Consider the following 20,466-nt stretch of genomic DNA (forward strand, 5'->3'; position numbering starts at 1 on the left):
TGGCAACCTGAAGTGAAATACGCGTGTCCGCCGCCTCATCGGCCATCGCGCGTTCAGGAAGAAAGTTGCGCCCATCGCGATCAGCCATCGCGATGGGCGCCGTCTCCCTACCGGCATGCGCTGTTGCTAGAACTCTTCCCAACCACCCGCATTGGCAGCCAACGTCGGCTCGATGCGCGGTGACAGCACCGCCGGGCGTCTCACCGGCGTGACCGAGGCCGCTACCGCCGCAAGCGCGCGCGGGACCGATACGGCTGCCACGGCTGCCCCGGTGCGGAACACCGACACCGCTTCGGTCAGAAGGTTGGCCTGCTCTTCCATGGAACGCGCTGCGGCGCTGGCCTCTTCCACCAGCGCGGCATTCTGCTGGGTGGTCTCGTCCATCTGCACCACGGCCTGGTTGACCTGTTCGATGCCCGAGCTCTGCTCCTGCGATGCGGCTGAGATATCGGCCATGATGTCTGTGACGCGCTGCACCGACGCCACGATCTCGCCCATCGTGGTGCCGGCCTGGCGGACCAGCGCCGATCCATCGGCGACCTTGCCGACCGAATCCTCGATCAGGCCCTTGATCTCCTTGGCCGCGCCGGCCGAGCGCTGCGCCAGTGTGCGCACCTCACTGGCCACCACCGCAAAGCCCCTGCCCTGCTCGCCGGCACGAGCGGCTTCCACTGCAGCGTTAAGCGCCAGAATGTTGGTCTGGAATGCGATGCCATCAATGACCGAAATGATCTCGGCGATCTTCTTCGAGGAGGCTTCGATGGCCGACATGGTGGTCACCACCTGGCCGACCACCTCGCCGCCCTGCGACGCGACACCGTGCGCACCGATGGCGAGCTGGTTGGCCTGGCGTGCGTGCTCTGCGTTCTGCTTCACGGTGGAGGTCAGTTCCTCCATTGACGCCGCCGTCTCTTCCAGGTTCGCCGCTTGCTGCTCGGTGCGCCGCGACAGATCGGTGTTGCCCGAGGCGATCTCGCCTGCCGCCAGGTTGATGCTGGACGCGCTGGACTGGATACGGCCGACAATCTGCTTGAGCTGATCGACGGTGGCATTGCAGTCATCACGCATGCGGGCGAACACGCCGTGGAAGTCGCCCTGCATGCGCACGGTGAGGTCACCGCGCGAGATCGCCTGCAGCAGCGTCGACACCTGCACCAGGTTCTCGTCGGTGGTCTGCATCAGGCGATTGAGCCCGGCCACCATGTCGCGGAAATCATAGGCGAAGCGATCTTCATCGCCGCGCAGGCTGAAATCGCCCGCCGCCGCGGCCGTCGCCAGCCGGCGGATCTCGCTGTTGATCGCCGACAGGCTGGTCTTGGTCTCGTCCATGGCCTGGGTGATCGCCGCCTTCTCGCCCGGCAACGGATCCATGTCCACCGACAGGTCGCCACGGGCGTAGTGCTTCATCACTTCGATCAGCCGGCTCTGCACCTGCACGTGCGAGCCGACCAGCGCATTGGTCTCGTGCACCATGCGCCCGTAGTCGCCGGGGAAAGCGCTCTCATCCATGCGGTAGCTGAGGCTACCCGCATCGTGCTGGCGGGCCAGCTCGCCCTGCGCCGCCATCACCGCCTGCAACTGTGCCTGCATGCGCTGCATTGATCGGAGCAGCTGGGTCACCTCGTCGTTGCCGGAGGCGTCGATGCTGCTGTCCAGGCGGCCACCGGCAATACCGTCGGCCAGCTTCACCGCCCCTGCCAGCGGACGGGTCAGGCTGCGGGTGATGGCCCACGCCGCCAGTGAACCCAGTATCAGGCTCAGCACCCCGAACACGATCGACAACGTGCCGGTCCAGGATTCGGTCGCGCGGTACTCCTCGCGGCTGCGCGCTGTCAGCGCCTCCTGATGCCGCAGCAGGGTCGAGATGGCTTCATTCCAGGCCGTCGCCAGGCCATGTTCGGCCAGCAGTTCCTTGGCCGCGCCGTCGAAATCGCCGGCCCTCATGCGCTCATGCAGATGCTGGGTGGAAGCGTCGGTAGCCTTGCGCGCCGCCTCGATCTTCGCCACCAGGGTATCGCCGGTGGCATCACGTGGAATCTTGATGTACCTGGCCCAGATACCATCGTAGGTCTGCGACAGCTCCTGCGCCTTCTGATAATCCTTGTCGAAATCCTCGCCGCGCTTGATCACCATCAGCCGGCGATGCATCAGCACCGCGTTGTTGGTATCCAGCATGTCGTTCAACAGCCGCATCTTCACCATGTTGACGTCCACCACCTTCTCGAACTGGGCGGACTTCAGGTGATTCCCGTACAGCACGAGGCCAACGATGGCCACGATGAACAGCAGCAGCAGACCAAACCCGGCACCCAGCCGGGATCCCACTCGGAGGTTGCGTAAGGCGAGCATCTCAATTCCCTTGATCATGGCCGTACGATCGGTGGCGGCGCGACCGGGAGAATCTTTAAGAGCTTTTCCGCATATACCTTCGTGAATATCTTCAACTGCGAGGAAAATCGTGAAAAATGTATCTCAACCCGCATTCATATTCGAAAAGATTATCTTTGATTTTCCACACTAGGAATCCTTTCATGCCCCTTACCCTGCAGATTGAAGGCAGTGCGATCCACGACATCGGCAGCCTCCATGCCGAACTCAACCGCGTGTTCATGGCAAGCGAGGACTGGCAGCTCGGGCCGAACCTGGATGCGCTGGACGACCTGTTGCATGGCGGTTATGGCGCGTTGGCTGGCCACGATCAGGTCACCCTCGTCTGGCGCGACATCGCACATAGCCGCGCGGCTCTGGGCGTCGATGCCACCCGCCGCTGGCTGCAGGCAAAACTCGACGGGCCGGGTCACTTCAACGCGCAGGCCATCACCCACCAGCTGCAGGCCCTGCAACGGGGCGATGGCCAGACCTACTTCGAGATCGTCATGGAGATATTCGCCAGCCACCGGCAGATCACGCTCATCCCGGCCTGATTGCGTGCCCCGCACGTACTTTGCTCATCATCGGCAGCGGCGTCCCCCAGCCCCAGCAGTTACCATGGACGGCCCTGTACCTGCTCCGCCGTCGCCGCCCTCCGGCGCGACCGGATGCCCTGATCCACGAGTGCCATGTCCAAAGACAAGTCCGCCGAACACACCCCGCTGATGAAGCACGATGGATTCATCGGAATCATATGCAAGCAAGCCCTTCTGCAGCAATGACTCCGGCCCATTGGCGGCCGAACAGCGCTTAAAACGCAACACCGTCGCAACAAGCCCCCTGCAGCAAGCCCGACCCATTTTTGTTGATTGGAATCGATTCCAATCTCGGAGTCTGAGGAGATGAGACACGAGGGGTAGTAGGATTGAGTTGTCCCATTCACCTGGTCACTCAACAGCTGCCTGATGACGAAATCCATCCAGGTTATTTCTGCATCTAAGTTCGCTACAACTTTTGCCCTCCGACCCGAGCTTCACGCGTGGCTTCTCGGTGCCGGCGCTTCTGCGGCCTCCGGCATCCCGACCGGCTATGACATGATCCTGGACTTCAAAGCCAGGCTCTATTGCCAAGAGACCCGGTTCCCTCGCCGAAACGTTGATCCGAGTGATCCACTGTGGGTTCAGCGCATTGACGAGTTCTTCTCTCGCACCCCTCTCCTTCCGCCCCCTAACGATCCGACCGAGTATGCGGCCGCGTTCGAGGCGATTTATCCGCAAGAGACCCATCGTCGCCAATACATCGCTGACGCCATCAGCAAGGGCAACCCCTGTTTTGGGCATCGCATGCTGGCCGGTCTGATAAGCGCCTCAAAGGCTCCCTGCGTCTTCACGACCAACTTTGATCCTCTCATTGAAGAATCCAGCCTGCTGGCGGCATCCCTAATGCCACCAGGAGCCGCGAGCAAGCCTACGGTGGCGACTCTAGACTCTGCACACCTGGCTACGCGCTGCCTGGATGAGTCTGACTGGCCCCTCATCGCCAAGCTTCATGGCGACTACCGTTCAACATCCCTGAAGAACACCACGAGCGAGCTGGCTTCCCAAGACCATAATCTGCGCCGGGCTATGGTTGAAGCCTGCAAGCGGTTCGGTCTGGTCGTAGTCGGCTACAGCGGACGCGATTCCTCCGTGATGGAGGCGCTTGAGTCGGTCCTGGCCTACGAGAACCCCTTCCCAAGCGGCCTCTACTGGTGTGCGTCTTCCCGCTCCAAGCTCCTGCCGGCTGTGAATGATTTTTTGCAGAAGGCTGTGTCTGCGGGAGTCAGCGTCTTCATCATCGAGTCCGCGACGTTCGACGAGTTGGCCGGCGATCTGCTCAACCAAATCAGCCTTCCAAGCCCGCTGCTGGACCATGTCCTGTCGTTCCAGCCGACCCAGCTCGCAGCTCCCATCCCGGTGCGCGCGGCGGAAGCACGGAAGTTCCCCGTGCTGCGCCTCTCCGCATTGCTGTTAGAAAGTCTCCCCATAACGGCAAGAAGAGTAGCCTTGGGTCGCCCATCCTCCATCGTTGAGGTGCGGGAAATGCTCAAGGCCACGAAGTGCCGGTCGGCGGTGGCAATGGTTGGGAATGAGCTCGCAGCCTTCGGCAAAGATGCAGAAATCCTCGCTTCATTGCACAGTCTGAAACCAGTGCTAAACGGGCATTGGACGCTGGACCCCGTCCAAGACAGCTGGGCGCTAGGCCTCATCTACGATGCTCTCCTTCGCGCATTGGCTCGGCGACGACCGTTAATTCCGAGACTTAAGCGTTCCGGGCACTCGCTTATGGTTGCCAGCGCAAGGGTCAACGAAACAGACGAGCAGCGACATCGTCGCGAAAGCCAACTATCCAAGCTCAAGGCGGCCTATGGAAGCGAGCTCACGGGGAATAAGTTCGGTCGCAACTACAACGAAGCCATCTCGGTTCGGCTGGAAGAGATTGAGGGACGCTGGTGGTGCGGGTTTGACCCCTACACTGCCGTAGAAGCACCGCAAGATGAGCGGCTGGCTCCTTCTGACACGGCCCAAGGCGACCCGCTGGGCTGGTCGACGCAGCGCAAGCCAGATCCGACCGCTGACTGGAGACGAGAGCGCTGGGCGACCAAGTACAACGGTGCTTGGGCCAACATCATCGACGCGTGGGCAAGCTTGCTCACGTCCCCACACGGCGCCACCTTTCACGCGTTCGGAATAGAAGATCAAGAGGGAGTCGATGCAGCCTTTCGCATTTCACCGCTCACCGGCTTCAGTCGTCCTGGACATCACGACAAATACTTTGACCGGAGGCAGTGATGGTAGATGTTTCTCGCTCGCAGCTACCGCCGCTGTCCTTGCTTTCGGAACCGGAGCTGGCCTTTTCTCCTGAGCACTCCGGGGGGCGAGACGTCCACCCCCTTCGCGGGCTGGCGCACTACGGCCCCTTCTCGTCCCAGACATTCAGCCAGTTCACGCCCACCGTTCGTATCGCCACAGTGGGCCCAGCAAGTGCGTTCTGGACTCGCGGCGCACTTATGGCATCGCTGAAAGAGCGACATGGGGCTAGCGATAGAAGTGGCTACGCCCCAGATTTTCCTGGTTTCGCCAGCGTCTTCGGCGTGGACTTGGCTTCCTCGGACAAGGCCAACCACATCCGCTGGCCCGACTCCATCAACGATCTTCCAGGATCTGGCCCGCTTCAGCATCGCCTGGTGGCCGCCTTCGACGCAGCTCTCTCGCAACTAAGCACAAGACACGAACAGTTTGACGTGGTTCTAGTCCATCTCCCAGAAGCGTGGCTTCCTCACACGTCCGGGGACGGGTTCGACGCGCACGATGTCCTCAAGGCATTGGGAGCAAAGCACGGCATCCCAACCCAAGTGGTCAACGACCGGACCTTCAGCTTCTCCAACAAGGCTCAGCTGGCCTGGAGGCTGTCGATCGCACTCTATGTCAAAGCCGGCGGCATTCCTTGGAAGCTCGCCCCTCTGGCGGGAGTGCCCGCGGATACTGCCTACATTGGTTTGGCATACGCGCTGAAGAAGGTCAACGACGAAACCCACTTTGTCACCTGCTGCTCGCAGGTGTTCGACATGGACGGGGGCGGCATGCAGTTCGTGGCGTTCGAGGCAAAGGATCCGGTCAAGGACGTGCGCGAAGCACGAAGGAATCCGTTCTTGTCACGAGAAGACATGCGAGCAGTTATTGCCCGCAGTCTATCGATCTACCAACAGCGCAATGGAGGCATTCTTCCCCGGCGAATGGTCATTCACAAGAGCAATGCCTTCAAAGAAGAGGAGGTTCTTGGTGCTCGCGACGCCTTGACCGCCGTCCCCGAGGTGGAATGCATCGAGATCAGCTCCAGACCGACTTGGCGGGGAGTATGGCTGGTCAAATCCTCTGGTGGGACCGCGCGCACCCAGCCAGCGAGATACCCAGTCCCCCGCGGCACCTTCGTCCCCCGGTCGGGCACGTCCGCTCTTCTTTGGGCTGCAGGCAATGTTTCAGACGTTTCAAGCAAATCAGACTACTACCAAGGCGGGAAGAGCATCCCCCGTCCACTTCTACTGACCCGTCACGCGGGCAGCGGACCGCTGGAAACGATCGCCCACGAAACGCTGGCGCTGACCAAGATGGACTGGAACAACGACGCACTCTACGACCCAGTGCCCGTCAGCATCCGCTACTCCCAGAAGCTCGCCAGGACCATTTCCAATGTTAAGGACCTTCCCGGAAACAGCTATCCATACCGTCTATTCATGTAGCAGCTTCCCAATGCAAGGAGAACACGTTCAACGTAATGTTCGAACTACGCCCAATGCCTTCATTTAATGGGTGTCGGACTTTCGTCGACGGCCAGATGGTTCACCCAAGCCTTAATCACTGCGCCGCGCCGCGCCGCGCTCGCAATCATTGGCGCTGACCAATCAATCGACCAGGCATGTCTCTTTAAAACGCAGAGACATGTCGTCATGGACGACGACTCCACTGCTCTCAGCGCAACCCTATTACGCAAGCTCTTCTATGGTTGGATTTGCAGCCAAGAAGGAGCTCCAGTCGGCGTCGGACGCCAACGAACCGAAAGGTTCCTTGGACGTCACCGTCAGGCCGATCGTATCTTTATGATGGTGCCACAAGGCAAAAACTTCGCCTGGTTGGTTTCGATGGAACGAGGACCAGGTAAGCCCATGAACGGTCTGCCCGAAACGTTGAAACAGTTCCAAGCCCATCGCTTGATAGGGGGCATATCGCTTGAACGCAACGTCTCTTCCATCCAGACCCAGATACTTTCGGTTCCGACCATCGATTCGAAGGAAAAGGGATGGCCGCTCTGAACGATAGCGCGCGACCTTGTAACTCTCGGCACGACGACGCAGCCACTGGTAGTTCCCGGATGGATTCTCAGAGAGAATGTGGCACTCCACTGCAACGGTTGGAATGTTTTTCCCCAGGTACAGCACAGCATAGTCGCCCTTATGCCCGTCGGGAGGATCCACCCGAGCATTCCGATACTTCTCCTCAGGCGGCTCGAGATGTGCGCCGTCGTGTCGAAAGAGGCGAACGAGGTCATTCTGGGGATCAAGCAGGACGACTTCCAAGTCACTAGCATCAATCACGCGATCCCTCGCTTAGTATTGGGAGTGGACATCCGCAGCCGCGACAACCGCAGCACGGCGCTTGCTGCCGTCTTGCGTCAACAACCACTGCCCTGCAGCGACATCCCGCGCACTGGTCAGCTTGCCCAAGAGCACTTCAATCGGTGTCAGTCCTGCCAGTGATTCATTGATCCCAGTGAAGAATGCAAAGGCCTCCGCGCCACTGCCTGATAGATGCGAAAGCACTTCAACCAACGGCTCGCCGGAAATGCCCGCCCACGTCTGAAACACAGGATAAGCCCTGCCCCTCTTTCGGTGAGAGCCGAGGAACGCAATGACCTTCCCCTCACCTTCGCGACGCCGGACCGTTTCCGCGCTCACACCGAGCAGCTTCGAGAACTCGGCAACACCAAGCGTCTCGTTCGGATCGTGATTAAACACTGGAACAGATTCTGCCTGCGATTGCTCGGACTTCGACAACACGGCCATCCTAGTGACCTGAAGTTCCGATTGCAGCAGATTTCCAACTCTCACCGTCTCCAGCCATGAGCGCATGATTCTCACGGCCTCGGCGCTCATTCCAGCCCTCGCCAATGCATCCGCATGACTCTCTTCGCTGTGCTTGATCGCCATCGCGAGGGCGCTCTCACGCGCCTGCCCGAGGCGGAAAAGGTGCGGAGACACCAAGCCCTTCACGGGATGAGCGAACCCAGCAGGGAGAAAATGATTGAAAGACGTAGCGTCATGGGCTTTGAAAAGCTCACCTAGCTCTTCATAGATACCCACCTTCCCGGGCCTCCATGCCTCAAAGGCATGCGCCGCTATGTCTTCCATCACATCAAGCTCTTCCAGCCCCTCATTCAACTCATGATAGGGAATCGCCCATTCAAAACTATGCGCCTGCATGCGCGGAACCGCCGCTTTGGCCCTGCGTTGTTTGGCTTGAGACATGACGACCTCCAAAGCACCCAGAGTGCCTAGTGTGGCTTATGAGGCTTAAATTGTCAACTCGGCTCTATCATGGAAGATAGAATCATGCAAGATGCTGATCCATATCTTCCAAGACCTGCGTGTAAGATGCTCTTATCAACTGCTTACCAAGCTTCCCGCTGAACCCCCTGGCGAGGCGAGAGCAGAGCCTGGAAAACCGGAACCCAAGGAAACCTATGGCAAACGGAAGTGCCCCCCAAGACTGCAAGGTCGCTGTTCTGGTGGACTGCGACAACGTCAGTCCTGAGATCGTCGACCATGCTCTCTTAATGGGAGCTCAGTTCGGTCGAGTAGTGCTACGTCGGGGCTATGGAAACCATGCCACCCTCGCCAACCGCTGGCAGGAAGTGATGGTCCAACAGGCGTTCACGCCCTGTCTTCAGTATCAGTACGCTGCGGGAAAGAACACATCAGACATCGCTCTGGCTTTGGACGCCCAAGAGGCCATGTTCGACGGCAGGGCGGATACGTTCTGCCTGGTCACCAGCGACTCTGATTTTGCCTACCTATGCAGAAAGCTCCGCGAGCGCGGCGCAACCGTTTGCATCGTGGGCGAGTCGAAGACGCCTCTCGCCCTGCGCAACGCATGTGACCAATTCTTCCTCTGGGAGAGCGTTTCGGCTGCTGGGCCACGTGAGAACACTGGTCTCAACGAATCAGCGAGCACAGGCCCCGGCAAAGTGGAGCCCACTTCTAACGACGTGCGTCCCCTCCCCAAACGTCGGCCTCGGTTCCTAGTGGATGCGGTGGCCCTGCTTGCAGGTGAGACCTCGGAGGGAAAGGTGGGCCTAGGCGCACTGGGGCAATACTTGCGGCGAACCAACCCATCGTTTACCCCGAATGCATACGGCCACTCTGGGCTGCTGAACATGGTGAAGACCTACGACCTGCTCTCGCCGCAGCAGGAACCGGGCGGCAATTGGTCGGTTGGGCTGGCACCTAGCCCTGCCGCCGATGCCAAGTAGCCCAACAAAATAGGTCCAACATGCCCGCCTCCGCACTCCGTGCCTTTCGACTGCTCCGAGCATTCGGTGCCCTTGAGTACGCATTGAAACAAGTTCCCGGGTTCACCGACACTTACTCAAACGGATCCGCCAAGGTGAATTGGCAAGCCGTCGACACTGCACTTGAAGCGATGCAACCAGAGCTGCTCACGTTGGCCGTGTCTGACTCGACCAAGCAGAAGATTCTGGGCGGGAACCGGGATCGTCCCATGGTTCAGGTGGTGACGGTGCACGGCGGCCACAACATCACCGCCTTCCGGGCCAAAGCCTTGAGTGCGTCAGACCCGAGGGCGCTGATGCAAGCCGCCCGCAGGGTTCGCAACAACCTCTTTCACGGGGGCAAAGAAGATCCGCTTGAAGAGGCATTCCCTGGCGATGACAATCAGTGGATTACAGCCGCGACCGACGTCGCGAGTGGCGTTCTTGATCTGGTCGTGAATGGAAGGCTACGGCCCTTGCCCTGAGCAGGGCCGGCCCGAAGCGGCATCCCCGGAGTCAATTCAACTCGGCCAATCGCGTCTGGTAGGCCTGCTCTATACAGGCTTCGTCGGCACATATATCCCGTACCGTCCTGCGCCACCGCCCTTGATTCGACGTAACCTCACCCGGGTCCATCGAACGGGCCCGGACGACACCGAATGCCTCTGCAGTTTGCTTGTCCAACCGGGCCAGTTCCGGGTCGGCACAAATCATCTGCTCTACGGCCGACGACGCGTTCTCACAGTCAAAGCTGGGCCCAGTCGAAGCGCCATCCGCCAGCGGCTCGTCCGAGTTGGGCTCTTGGTAATCGTCCGCCTTCGTCGACATCGCTGAATCATAAGCAGGATCAACGTCCACTGCCTGTGACGCTTCCACTGGGGCCGCAGCTGCGGGAGCCATGGCTTGTGTTTGGCTCCTGACATTAGAGCTGATAGCCGCACCGATGCCAATAAGATCTCCAGGAAGCACCTGGACCTCGGCCAAGTGTTGTCCATTGACCGCCTGAGAGGTGTATTCAAGCCGTAGCTTGTAAACGTCCTGCCCAGGGTTGTTGAATGGCGCGGCCAGGTCAGCTTCGCAACTGTAGCGGCTGATCTTCTCATCAAAGCTCGTCGGATGAGCCAAAGAGATGGGAAGAACACTGCGAAGCTGCTCTGCGCTCAAATTGGCAGCAGCACTGGTCGCCCCCAGCTCCCGCTGGATGATGCTGCGAACCAGGTCCAGGGTCATCTCATCGCCGCACTCCGGCGCTCCGGCCTTCCCGCACCCTACGAGTGCAGGAAGCAAGAACGCACTGCTTAGAACCATTTTTTTCATTGACATCCTGTCCTCGTCGCAAAGGTCGGGCAACGCCCTCTTATGCGGCTATCGACCCCGTTGCGAATTTCTTTAGAGAGCTAACTTGGGGCCATCGTGACCCAACGCCGGCGGAGTCAGCCCCGCTTGTGGGGCCGACTGCGCGACTGCAGGTGACTTTCCAGGGACCGCTTCCCCGCCAGCAAGTTCTTTTCGACTAAGTAGCAATTCTGTGCGCGATTCCCTGCTACGTGCCCTTGCTAATTTTCACTTAACTGGTTGGCTACGAGCACACACCAACCGAGGACGCACATTGCTAGATCCACGAACCCAAATCGCCGCGCTACTTTTGAGCGGCAGCTTCAATCCCACCGTCCATCGCACTCGCGAAGAGCGCTTGGGGGACGTTCAAATCGCTCTGGAGCTCGCGGAGTGCGTCCTGGGCAGGTCTGCAGGAGAAAGCCCGATCCAACCCATCGATGCTCAGTTGACCGACGACGGGCACACACCGACGAAGGAGGGGCCATGACTGATCCACAAACCCGAATCGCCGCGCTCGTTCTGAGCGGCACCATCGAACGAGCGGCTCAGCGTACACAGCAAGAGCGCTCAGAAGATGTTCGAGTGGCCTTGGAGGTCGCCGCCGAGGTTTTGCGCCAGCGCGCAGGCGGAAACCCAGTCGACCTCATTCATGACAGGCCTCACCTTCAGCCACGGCCCGCTCCTACAACCAAGGAACGCGTCGAGGTAAAAGAGGATCTGGCTCCGTTGGACCAACTGCTCGCTGATCGGCGGGGAATCAGGCCCTCGGCCAAGCCGCCAACGACCAAACGGCCAACGATTCATTGAACTTCCCAAGCCCCCCGCCACAGCGGGGGCTCTTCATTGCTGTCAGTGAAGCCTTGGCCGAGGCGTGGCCTGCGGCGTGGATACAGTCAGCTTTGCGGGGTCTCCCGTTTCGTGAAGCGGATCCTCCAACTGATCCAGGGCTACCCTGCTGCCGGCTTCCAACTCTGCCACGGCGGCTGACAGCTGATTCGCACAGGCCTCTTCCTGACCGTCCTCGATCTTTGTACGAGCTTTTCTCAGGGCATCCAAACGCTGCTCGATTGCGGCCAAGCGACGTCCGCGACGCCGGGCCCAAGCCACCAGTGCAGCGCCTGTCGGCCGGGGCTGCTGTTCGATGAAGTCCTCCAACGACCGCTCCGCGCGCGTCAGAAGCGATGCAGCCCGTCGTTCTGCCTCCACCCGTCGCAGCCACTCCGTCGCTCGTCGCCTCACGGCGGTCAAGCCCCTTAGCGCTCGGTGGATATCCTTGCGCACCCTTGTCGCCACGCTCCCGTTGCTAACGGCCAAGTCCAGGCGACCTAGAAGCAGGCGCGTGGACCGAAGCGCGCCTTCGAGACCGGCCGCCACCACGTCACGCCAAAGTCCCCACGCGCTCTCCATCAGGGATTGCAGCGATGGTTCCGGTGCATCGGGAAGAGTGCGAATGGCCAGAACTCCTCGCCGACCGAATCCCTTTACGTCCTCGATGTAGCTTTCACCTGATTTCGCCCCCAGCTCGACACGGTTCGGCGGCATCGATGCATGTCCGTGGGCACGGTCTGTATCCGTCGCTGCCCTCTCAAACCGTATCGATGCCTGATGCACAGCACCCTGGTTGTCCGCAACGATGTTGGCCAGAACCTTCCCGACATCGATCTCCACTCCCCGCCGTTCGAGCGCTGAGGCCTGCTGGCCCAAGTGGATCGTTGGGCGCCGCCCGAGAACCGCAGCTTCGACGATGTCGCCGCGCTCGAGCGCGTCCTCCGCTTGCGCTTCCAAACTTCGATGATCGACGGACACTGGGATCTCGGCAGCGGCCAAGTGCTGGTTTGTCAGCTGGGCCACCATCGCCCGGAGCCACTCCACTTCGCTGCGCCCCGAGGGGCCACCGTCCAGCTCGCGCGTCTTGTCCGCAAGCCCTTCGGCATCCAAGCGGCGCGTGGTGGCGAGGATGTGCACGTGCCAATTCAGTCCATCGTTGCTGCCCGGCGAATGGATGCTCGCTTGGGCTGCAAAGCCGTAGCGATCAACCAGGGCCCGGGCGATGTCCGCCGTCAGGGCCGAGCGCTGCGGCCCGTTGAGCTCATGCGGAAGTGCGATCTCAAACTCTCGGGCCACGGTCGCGTCTTTTCGCTTCTCTGCCGCCTCGGCTGCTTGCCAGAGCCTGGCCGCATCGAGCGACCAATCGGGCGCCTTCAAAGGCACCACCCAGCGACTCTCGACCACACCGCCTCTGCGAGAGTAATCGTGCCGCGCTCCCGTGCGCTCATCTACGAGCGACAAGCCCGCGCGGTAGGCCGCGGCGGCAACGGCCGAATGGCCTTTGGCCCGGGAGAAGGTTTTGACGCGGGTGTGGTAGATCGCCATGCAGAGAGCTCCAGTTCTTTGAGCTCTTTATGCCTTTGAATTTGCCGTTGGCAAGTCGCAAAGCGGCTTGGGGTTCAAGGGGCGAAGCACTTTGCGCACGCATCACTTGTGATGCCTAAGTGCGCTTTTCGCTCTTTGCATTTGCATCTTTCTTTTCTGATTTTCTGAATTGCATCAAGTGCGAAAGCGATGCGCCATAAATAGGTTGACGGATGAGAAATCATTGCTTCACTGAGGGAGACTTCACTAGGAGAAGATCATGTCATCCACCAATCACTACCGCGATCAGATCCAACGGGCCACCCATCGGCTGGCCCAGCTTCAAGCCAGGGAGCTTCTGGCGCATCAGCGGCAGGATGCCCGGGAGAAGGCCATCAAGCGCCGCGACGACGCCAAGCGCAGACGACAAGTGGCCGAACTCGTTTTCCTGGCCGGGGCCCAGAACCTGCCAGACAACGAGATCGTCGCAGCCCTGCAGCGGCACATGCTTGCGGTGAACGAAACACGGCTCTCACCACCCCACTGATCATCCCAGCTCACTCGTACGGCCATCAACGTCAAGGCTTGGGGCAGGCACGCCAGTGCCCTGGACGCCAATACTGAATGGGCGAATCCTGGCCATCCCAGAGCCTCGCCCCGTCCTGGCGATGCGCGTCTCACGTGGGGTTGGCGAGCTACAATGCCCCAAAAGGAAGCGCCAAAGGCAGGGGGCCACATGGCGAGAAGGAAGCAAACCGCAGGCGGCTGGATCGTCGCAATCCTGGTCGTCATAGCATTGGTGCCAAAGGAAGTCTGGATCGGTTTGGGGATCGTCCTTGCGGTGGCCGCCGCCGTTTGGCTCTGGGCCAAGTGGCAGGCGATGCGCCCGAAAAAGACACCCTCTCCCGCCAAGCCGGTCCCCGCTCCAGAGCCGACCTTGGCGGAGTTGATCAAGGCATCCGCTCTTCCATCTGGGCAGGCGGCACAGAGACAGCCCCGCGCAGAAGCTGCCCAACCGGCGAGACCCGCGAATATTGAATCGGGCACGTCCTCGGGATCGGTCGGCGCTGCGGTGCCAGAAGATGCGCGCCCGCTCGGCTCTGAGGGGCGCTCGGCGCTGCCTGCGGCGCAGGCCCCGAGCAAAGCGCCCCCGGAGACTCTTTCGCCGCCCCGTCCTGGCAATTTGGAAGAGGCCAAAGCCGCGGTGAGCATGCGCCTTGCCATCGAGTCCGCCGCACGGGTGCTGACGGCCGTGGGCTCCGCAAACCCTTCTACCCCCTACCCCTACCAACCTGACGAGGAACGCATTGAGCGCGCGCGCCCGGGCAACCTCGCTGCGGCGAAACTTGCCGTGACCCAGCGCTTGGCCGCGACTTCGCAAGATGAGCTGGTCGAGCCGCTGATCCAGTTCGCCACAAACGCGGACACAGCCTCGGGAGAAACCTTGACGGGCACCATAGATGGGCGAGCGCACTCGGACTCAAGAGCCGCGGAGCAGACTAACCCTCCCCACACGAACGGAACCCGCGACGCAGGCGCAATGACGCCGCCGCCCCCGCTTCCATCGCGGGCTTCGCCTCCCTCCCTGCCCGATGAGCTCCGGCGGGTGGCCATCGACGCCGGAACGCCGGCAAAGCAATTCACGGTACCCCGCCCCCCCGAGGGCTGGGACAAGACCCGCTGGCTCGGCGCCCAGGACGAGATCGAGATCGCGGGCATTGTTATCCGGGGCGGCCTGTTCTACACAGGTCCGCGGCTGACCACCCCTGGCACGCGTGAGAACGAGCCCAGCTTGGTCAATGGCGTTCTTGCCGTTGGGCGATACGGGGATTACCGGTCCACGACGCGCTACTGGGGAGGCTACGCAGATTTTGAACCCGCTGAACGCCACGCCTATCTGAAGTGGCTCGCTTCGGACCGTACCGATCCCGGCTGCGCAATCCAGTATGTTCGATTGTTCCTGTTTGGATTGGAGCGTCGCATCTTGCTGGATTCGGTGAGCGATCCGGATTCCAAGCAAGACTGGCCCGCTATCAAGGCGATGCTCCGCCGTTTGTCGTCTGCTTATGCCGCCGTGCTTCCGAATGTCCACGGTCATGTCAACAGCCTGCTCGACTGGATGGCTCTGACCGAAGCAGGCGAACAGCTTTACAACGCGCCGCTTCCCGCGTTCGAACGAACTTACGAACTGCCTTTCTACATCCGCTTGGCCCTGGGGCAATGCTCCTTGGATCGAGTCCCCGTGCCCGCCGCGCTGGCCACGGCCTGGGTGCGGCTCAATCCAGAGATTCCGCTGCGAACCGCCGCAACGCGTTGTGCGGAAGAGTTCGATCGCCTTTTCGCTCTGCGGTATCAAGAGACGTTCGGCCCTGGAATGGTGCTGCCAAAAAACCGCACCAAGCTGAAGTTCACACGCCGCCCCTTTAACCCGGCCTTGGACCGGACTGATGCCGGCACCAAGACTTTCGGTAACATTCCCGATGTCACCGCATTGCGAGCGCCCCTAAAGGCGCTGCAGGAACTTGTTTCTCAGTGCACGGAGGACCTCGGAGCCTTCAGCCGGCTCGTGGGCAAGAACCCCGAGGCCCGCCAATCCATTGAGGGCACCTTGCTGCTTCCGTCAGAGATCTGGCCGCTGGCCACGCGGACCGCATTGGCCGAAGTCGCTTCGGATGTTCAAACCGCCAATTTGTCGATCAAGCTGACCGACCTATTGGAAAGGCTTGGGGCAGTCGGAACCACCTTGGGCAAGGACAAAATTCGGGAACTCGCACGAGCACTGGAGCAGTCCAAGGTCGGCATGGAACCCAATGTGCTCGAAGGCGCGCGGGTGCCTGGCGAGAACGACCCGATCGTTCTCTTCCCCCTGCTTCCCGACCAAACCCATCGAACCGACGCTCAGGCCTATCAAACGGCCCAGTTGACCCTGCAACTCGCCTCGACGGTCGCTCAGTCTGATGGCACGTTCAGCACCCACGAACTTCAGCACCTTTCACGCGAAATCGAAAGCTGGACGCATCTGAGCGAGGGTGACCGACGGCGTCTGCGCGCGCACCTTGATCTCTTGGCGATGGCACCGCTTTCCTTGCCTACGCTGCGCAAGAAGCTGGATCCGCTCAGCGGGGACATAAAGGACGCCATCGCCGGGTCCATGGCCACGCTCGCCCAAGTCGACGGGATGGTCTCCCCAGAGGAGGTCCGGTTCTTGGAGCGCGTCTACAAAGCGTTGGGCGTGGATCCCGCTCGTGTGTTCAGCGACGTCCATGCCCCACGCCCGCCCAAAGCCCCCAGCGCATTGCCCAAGGCTGCGTCTGGCGCATTCCAACTCGATCCCGACCGGATCGCTGCTCTTCAGCGGGACACAGCCCAAGTCTCCGCATTGCTCGCCAACATTTTCACCGACGAGGAAGCGACTCTCCCTGATCTTGCGCCGGCGGAAGCGGTGAGTGCCGAGGTGGAGAGTGCTGGTCAGTTGCTCGGGCTTGATCAGGCACACAGCGCATTGCTGAGGCTAATGCTGTCGCGCCCCGTCTGGACCCGTGCAGAACTGGAAGATGGCGCGGCAGACATGGAGCTGATGCTCGACGGCGCGCTTGAACAAATCAACGATGCGTCGTTCGACGCTTACGACATTCCATTTTCCGACGGCGACGACCCGTTGGAGATCAACCCCGAATTCATTGAGAAGATCGAGCAATGAGCAGCCCAATCCGTTCCAGGGACCGCGACGCGGTGATCCAGTCGCTGCGCGCCGGCGTCGTCCCGCGCGCCGGTCAGCATTTGATCCAGGTTGGGCGCGCCCGCGAAGTGCAAACCTTGGTCAGTGACATTGACCGGCTCGCCGATGGCGGCTCCTCCTTCCGCTTAGTCGTGGGCGAGTACGGCGCTGGCAAGACCTTTTTCTTGAACCTCGTTCGTGCCATTGCAATGGAGCGGAAGCTCGTCGTGGCCAGCGCGGATCTGAATCCCGACAGGCGGTTGCATGCTTCAGGGGGGCAGGCCCGGTCGCTCTACGCCGAGCTCATGCGGAACTTGGCCACTCGGACAAAGCCCGACGGAGGCGCGCTGCCCGGGGTGGTCGAGAAGTTCATTTCGACCGCAGTGGCCGAGTCCAAGTCGCAAGGCGTATCCACCGAGCAGGTCATTCGCGCGAAGCTCGAGCAGCTGAGCGAACTGGTGAACGGCTATGACTTTGCCGACGTGATCGCCGCTTACTGGAGAGGGTTCGAGCAAGGCAACGAGCAGCTCAAGTCCGATGCCATTCGTTGGTTGCGTGGCGAATTTGCCACCCGGACGGACGCGCGTGCAGCGCTGGGCGTCCGAACCATCGTGGACGACGCATCGGTCTACGACCAGCTCAAGCTCATGGGCCGCTTTGTTCGGCTGGCGGGCTATAGCGGCCTGCTGGTGTGCCTGGACGAACTGGTCAACCTCTACAAGTTGGCCAACGCCCAGGCCCGGAATGCAAACTACGAGCAGCTCCTGCGCATGCTCAACGACTCCCTGCAGGGCACTGCGGTTGGCCTTGGTTTTGTTCTGGGCGGCACCCCGGATTTCCTGATGGATACCCGCCGCGGCGTCTACAGCTATGAAGCTCTTCAGAGCCGCCTGGCCCAGAATACCTTTGCCACCAACGGGTTGGTGGATTTCAGCGGCCCTGTCGTTCGACTGTCGAGCCTGACAGCCGAAGACTTCTACGTCCTGCTCACCAAGATTCGCCATGTCTACGCTGCCGGCGACGCAGGCAAGTATCTCTTGCCCGATGAAGCCATTCACCAGTTCATGACCCATTGCGCCAATCGAATCGGCGATAGCTTCTTCCGCACCCCGCGCACAACGATCACCGCCTTTATCAACCTCTTGGCCGTCTTGGAGCAGAACCAGGGCGTGGACTGGCAGGACCTGATCGGATCGGTCGAGGTGGCAGCTGACCACGGGGGCGACGGCGAGTTGGTCGTGCAAGAGGACGACGAGCTGGCGTCGTTCAGGCTCTAACGATGACTGCCTCCAGCGCCTTCCAATCGCTGCACCCTCGAATCCAGCGCTACCTCTGGACCGAACAATGGGAGGCGCTGCGTGAGGTCCAGGAATTGGCGATTCCTCTCGTCCTGAGCGCCGACCGGGACGTGATCATCGCCGCCAGCACCGCCTCGGGAAAAACCGAGGCCGCTTTTCTTCCTGCGCTCACGCACCTTCTGAACACCGACGAGGAGGGCCTGATTGTCTACATCAGCCCTCTAAAGGCGCTCATCAACGACCAGTTTGAACGGCTGCAGCGGCTTTGCGAGGACCTTGAAGTCCCCGTGTGGCCTTGGCACGGGGACGTATCGGGCTCCACCAAGCAGCGGTTCTTTAAGCACCCCCGTGGCGTGCTCCTGATCACGCCGGAGTCCTTGGAGGCGATGCTTTGCAACCGCGGAACCTCCGTAGGCGCCGCGTTCTCCAAGCTCCTCTACGTTGTCGTGGACGAACTCCATGCGTTCATTGGAAGCGAGCGCGGGAAGCAGCTCCAATCGTTGATGCACCGGATCGACGTGCTATTACGGCGGCGGACTCCCCGCCTGGGCCTGTCGGCAACCTTGGGTGACTTTTCGAGCGCTGGGGCTTTCCTACGCCCGGGTGTTGGGGCTGCCCCCGCGCTGGTCAACGCCTCATCAACCGGAAATGATCTCCAACTGATCATCAAGGGCTACGAACAACCCGCACCTGACGCCGGGTCCGACGAGAATCCGGCGGCCCCCGCTGCACTGGCCGAGCACCTCTACCGGGTCCTTTCAGGGACGAACAACCTGATCTTCCCCAATAGCCGAAGGGAGGTTGAACGCTACACCCACCTCCTCAACCTGCTGAGCGAACAGGACGGCCGGCCGAGAGAGTTCTGGCCACACCATGGGAGTCTGTCCAAAGAGATACGAACGGACACGGAAGCGGCTCTGAAGCAAAGGGGTCGTCCAGCAAGCGCAATTTGCACGAACACCCTAGAACTAGGCATCGATATCGGAGCGGTGAAAAGCATCGCGCAAATTGGCCCACCACCTTCCGTGGCCAGCCTTCGCCAGCGCCTTGGTCGCTCCGGACGCCGCCCTGGAGAGCCAGCGGTGTTGCGCGGCTACGTTATCGAGGATGCAATCGATGCTGAGTCGACGTTGAAAACAAGGCTTCGACTGGACACAGTTCAGTCCACTGCTTGCGTACTGCTACTGCTGGAGAGGTGGTTTGAACCGCCTTCGGTCAACGGGCTACACCTATCGACGCTGGTTCAGCAGTTGCTCTCCTCCATTGCCCAGTACGGCGGACTCAAGGCAGCCCAAGCCTATCAGCTGCTCTGCGCAGATCAGGGACCGTTCCACGGGCTGTCCCAAGACGCGTTCGCAGAGTTGCTTCGCCACCTTGGCCAAGAACAGGTCCTGATTCAAGACGGCTCCGGCTTGCTGCTCCACGGCCCGGTCGGCGACAAGTTGGTCAACCACTACACCTTCTACGCCGCTTTCAGCGTCGACGAAGAGTTCCGGATCGTGGCCGCCGGCAAGGCACTGGGCACGCTCCCCGTATCCCAACTGGTGACCGTCGGCCAACGAATTCTATTTGGCGGTCGCACTTGGCTAGTAGAGCAGATCGACGACGCCCAAAAGACGATCTACGTGACCGCTGCGAAGGGCGGGACCCCGCCTCTTTTCAATGGAACGGGCGGTCAGGTCCACACGCAGGTTCGCCAGAAGATGCGCGGGCTGTATCAGCAAGAGATCAAACCAGACTTCCTGGACCCAACTGCCACTCGCTTCCTGCAGGAGGCGCAGAACGCCTACCGTCAATTGGGGCTCGACGGGAAGATTCTTCTCGACCAGGGCAGCTACGCCTTGCTGATGACGTGGCTGGGAGACTCCGCAAATGAAGCCATCGCCTGCCTTTTGAACGCTCAGGGATTCACTTCTCAGGCAGGTAGGCTGGGCGTGGAAATTTCCATGGGAGCAAGGAGTCTCGATGATGTGATCAAGGTGCTCGGGCGGGTGGCAAAGATGCCATGGCCATCGCCAGAGACGCTTCTTCACTCTGCAAACAACCTGGTCACGCAGAAGTGGGACGGCCTCCTTCCTCCACGCCTTTTGCGACGCTCCTATGCATCGTTAAAGCTGGACCTGGAAGAGGCTACCGCTTGGCTCGCGCGCGCGTTCGGGTAGTCCACCACGTTGTGACCAGTCCAGGGCTGATGCCATCTCAGAATGAGGCTATAGCCTCGTTGTCTCATTCAAATTAACCGGATTACTGAAGATGGCCGGCATCGGCTATCGCCCCTTGCTTCGTATATTATTTATTGAACCCCAC

Annotated in this window: 15 protein-coding genes; 10 read left to right on the top strand and 5 right to left on the bottom strand. The window is 60.8% G+C overall.

The features are described from left to right. Window positions 1-126: 126 nt before the first annotated feature. Window positions 127-2,349, bottom strand: coding sequence for a methyl-accepting chemotaxis protein (locus tag ACZK0Z_RS16500; RefSeq protein WP_197632105.1), 2,223 nt, complete (start codon window positions 2,347-2,349; stop codon window positions 127-129). A gap of 182 nt (window positions 2,350-2,531) precedes the next feature. On the opposite strand from ACZK0Z_RS16500, the gene ACZK0Z_RS16505 reads away from it, so the two are divergent. The 3 genes from ACZK0Z_RS16505 (at window position 2,532) to ACZK0Z_RS16515 (ending at window position 6,649) form a co-directional block, all read left to right on the top strand. After that, window positions 2,532-2,924, top strand: a complete 393-nt coding sequence (locus ACZK0Z_RS16505) for a barstar family protein (RefSeq protein WP_197632040.1) — start codon at window positions 2,532-2,534, stop codon at window positions 2,922-2,924. A 411-nt stretch (window positions 2,925-3,335) separates the two neighbouring features. Then, window positions 3,336-5,201: an SIR2 family protein gene (locus ACZK0Z_RS16510; protein ID WP_197577792.1), complete on the top strand. Its 1,866-nt coding sequence runs from the start codon at window positions 3,336-3,338 to the stop codon at window positions 5,199-5,201. Next, on the top strand, window positions 5,201-6,649 hold the full coding sequence (locus ACZK0Z_RS16515) for an argonaute/piwi family protein (protein ID WP_049450163.1): 1,449 nt from the start codon (window positions 5,201-5,203) through the stop codon (window positions 6,647-6,649). The genes ACZK0Z_RS16510 and ACZK0Z_RS16515 overlap by 1 nt, the downstream gene beginning before the upstream one ends. A 243-nt stretch (window positions 6,650-6,892) precedes the next feature. Here the strand turns inward: ACZK0Z_RS16515 and ACZK0Z_RS16520 are convergent, their stop codons facing one another. Both ACZK0Z_RS16520 and ACZK0Z_RS16525 read right to left on the bottom strand, forming a co-directional pair. Then, window positions 6,893-7,483 carry an RES domain-containing protein gene (locus ACZK0Z_RS16520; protein ID WP_158229528.1) on the bottom strand — a complete coding sequence of 197 codons (591 nt, stop codon included), beginning with the start codon at window positions 7,481-7,483 and terminating at the stop codon, window positions 6,893-6,895. 30 nt (window positions 7,484-7,513) lie between these two features. Continuing rightward, window positions 7,514-8,431: a MerR family transcriptional regulator gene (locus tag ACZK0Z_RS16525; RefSeq protein WP_197577793.1), complete on the bottom strand. Its 918-nt coding sequence runs from the start codon at window positions 8,429-8,431 to the stop codon at window positions 7,514-7,516. A gap of 215 nt (window positions 8,432-8,646) precedes the next feature. Between ACZK0Z_RS16525 and ACZK0Z_RS16530 the strand changes: the two genes are divergently transcribed. Both ACZK0Z_RS16530 and ACZK0Z_RS16535 read left to right on the top strand, forming a co-directional pair. Continuing rightward, the gene (locus tag ACZK0Z_RS16530; RefSeq protein ID WP_049433914.1) at window positions 8,647-9,435 is read left to right on the top strand and encodes an NYN domain-containing protein; all 789 of its coding nucleotides are present in this window, start codon (window positions 8,647-8,649) and stop codon (window positions 9,433-9,435) included. Between the two features lie 83 nt (window positions 9,436-9,518). Further along, window positions 9,519-9,938, top strand: coding sequence for a hypothetical protein (locus tag ACZK0Z_RS16535; protein ID WP_188238848.1), 420 nt, complete (start codon window positions 9,519-9,521; stop codon window positions 9,936-9,938). 31 nt (window positions 9,939-9,969) lie between these two features. Here the strand turns inward: ACZK0Z_RS16535 and ACZK0Z_RS16540 are convergent, their stop codons facing one another. Next, window positions 9,970-10,683, bottom strand: a complete 714-nt coding sequence (locus tag ACZK0Z_RS16540; RefSeq protein ID WP_197577794.1) for a lysozyme inhibitor LprI family protein — start codon at window positions 10,681-10,683, stop codon at window positions 9,970-9,972. Window positions 10,684-11,274: 591 nt separating this feature from the next. Here ACZK0Z_RS16540 and ACZK0Z_RS16545 point away from each other — a divergent pair. Further along, window positions 11,275-11,598: a hypothetical protein gene (locus tag ACZK0Z_RS16545; RefSeq protein ID WP_180874505.1), complete on the top strand. Its 324-nt coding sequence runs from the start codon at window positions 11,275-11,277 to the stop codon at window positions 11,596-11,598. Window positions 11,599-11,640: 42 nt separating this feature from the next. On the opposite strand, the gene mobQ is transcribed toward ACZK0Z_RS16545, so the two are convergent. Continuing rightward, a complete protein-coding gene (mobQ, locus tag ACZK0Z_RS16550) occupies window positions 11,641-13,164 on the bottom strand; it encodes a MobQ family relaxase (RefSeq protein ID WP_459004616.1) in 1,524 nt (507 codons plus the stop codon). Window positions 13,165-13,423: 259 nt separating this feature from the next. On the opposite strand from mobQ, the gene ACZK0Z_RS16555 reads away from it, so the two are divergent. The 4 genes from ACZK0Z_RS16555 to ACZK0Z_RS16570 all read left to right on the top strand — a co-directional run bounded on the left by ACZK0Z_RS16555 (window position 13,424) and on the right by ACZK0Z_RS16570 (window position 20,321). Continuing rightward, complete coding sequence (locus ACZK0Z_RS16555; RefSeq protein WP_019659219.1) at window positions 13,424-13,690, top strand: hypothetical protein; 267 nt, start codon at window positions 13,424-13,426, stop codon at window positions 13,688-13,690. Window positions 13,691-13,879: 189 nt separating this feature from the next. Beyond that, complete coding sequence (locus ACZK0Z_RS16560; protein ID WP_197577796.1) at window positions 13,880-16,843, top strand: TerB N-terminal domain-containing protein; 2,964 nt, start codon at window positions 13,880-13,882, stop codon at window positions 16,841-16,843. Then, on the top strand, window positions 16,840-18,138 hold the full coding sequence (locus tag ACZK0Z_RS16565; RefSeq protein ID WP_169448806.1) for an ATP-binding protein: 1,299 nt from the start codon (window positions 16,840-16,842) through the stop codon (window positions 18,136-18,138). The genes ACZK0Z_RS16560 and ACZK0Z_RS16565 overlap by 4 nt, the downstream gene beginning before the upstream one ends. 2 nt (window positions 18,139-18,140) lie before the next feature. Continuing rightward, window positions 18,141-20,321: a DEAD/DEAH box helicase gene (locus ACZK0Z_RS16570; RefSeq protein WP_169448807.1), complete on the top strand. Its 2,181-nt coding sequence runs from the start codon at window positions 18,141-18,143 to the stop codon at window positions 20,319-20,321. Window positions 20,322-20,466: the final 145 nt, after the last annotated feature.

The sequence above is a fragment of the Stenotrophomonas sp. 116085_Sma genome (genome assembly GCF_056479585.1).

Coding starts and splice junctions, on each gene's coding strand:
- ACZK0Z_RS16560 (WP_197577796.1), top strand. CDS start 13,880: ATGGCGAGAAGGAAGCAAACCGCAGGCGGCTGGATCGTCGCAATCCTG.
- ACZK0Z_RS16525 (WP_197577793.1), bottom strand. CDS start 8,431: ATGTCTCAAGCCAAACAACGCAGGGCCAAAGCGGCGGTTCCGCGCATG.
- ACZK0Z_RS16500 (WP_197632105.1), bottom strand. CDS start 2,349: ATGCTCGCCTTACGCAACCTCCGAGTGGGATCCCGGCTGGGTGCCGGG.
- ACZK0Z_RS16545 (WP_180874505.1), top strand. CDS start 11,275: ATGACTGATCCACAAACCCGAATCGCCGCGCTCGTTCTGAGCGGCACC.
- ACZK0Z_RS16515 (WP_049450163.1), top strand. CDS start 5,201: ATGGTAGATGTTTCTCGCTCGCAGCTACCGCCGCTGTCCTTGCTTTCG.
- ACZK0Z_RS16505 (WP_197632040.1), top strand. CDS start 2,532: ATGCCCCTTACCCTGCAGATTGAAGGCAGTGCGATCCACGACATCGGC.
- mobQ (WP_459004616.1), bottom strand. CDS start 13,164: ATGGCGATCTACCACACCCGCGTCAAAACCTTCTCCCGGGCCAAAGGC.
- ACZK0Z_RS16510 (WP_197577792.1), top strand. CDS start 3,336: ATGACGAAATCCATCCAGGTTATTTCTGCATCTAAGTTCGCTACAACT.
- ACZK0Z_RS16530 (WP_049433914.1), top strand. CDS start 8,647: ATGGCAAACGGAAGTGCCCCCCAAGACTGCAAGGTCGCTGTTCTGGTG.
- ACZK0Z_RS16570 (WP_169448807.1), top strand. CDS start 18,141: ATGACTGCCTCCAGCGCCTTCCAATCGCTGCACCCTCGAATCCAGCGC.
- ACZK0Z_RS16565 (WP_169448806.1), top strand. CDS start 16,840: ATGAGCAGCCCAATCCGTTCCAGGGACCGCGACGCGGTGATCCAGTCG.
- ACZK0Z_RS16555 (WP_019659219.1), top strand. CDS start 13,424: ATGTCATCCACCAATCACTACCGCGATCAGATCCAACGGGCCACCCAT.
- ACZK0Z_RS16540 (WP_197577794.1), bottom strand. CDS start 10,683: ATGACCCTGGACCTGGTTCGCAGCATCATCCAGCGGGAGCTGGGGGCG.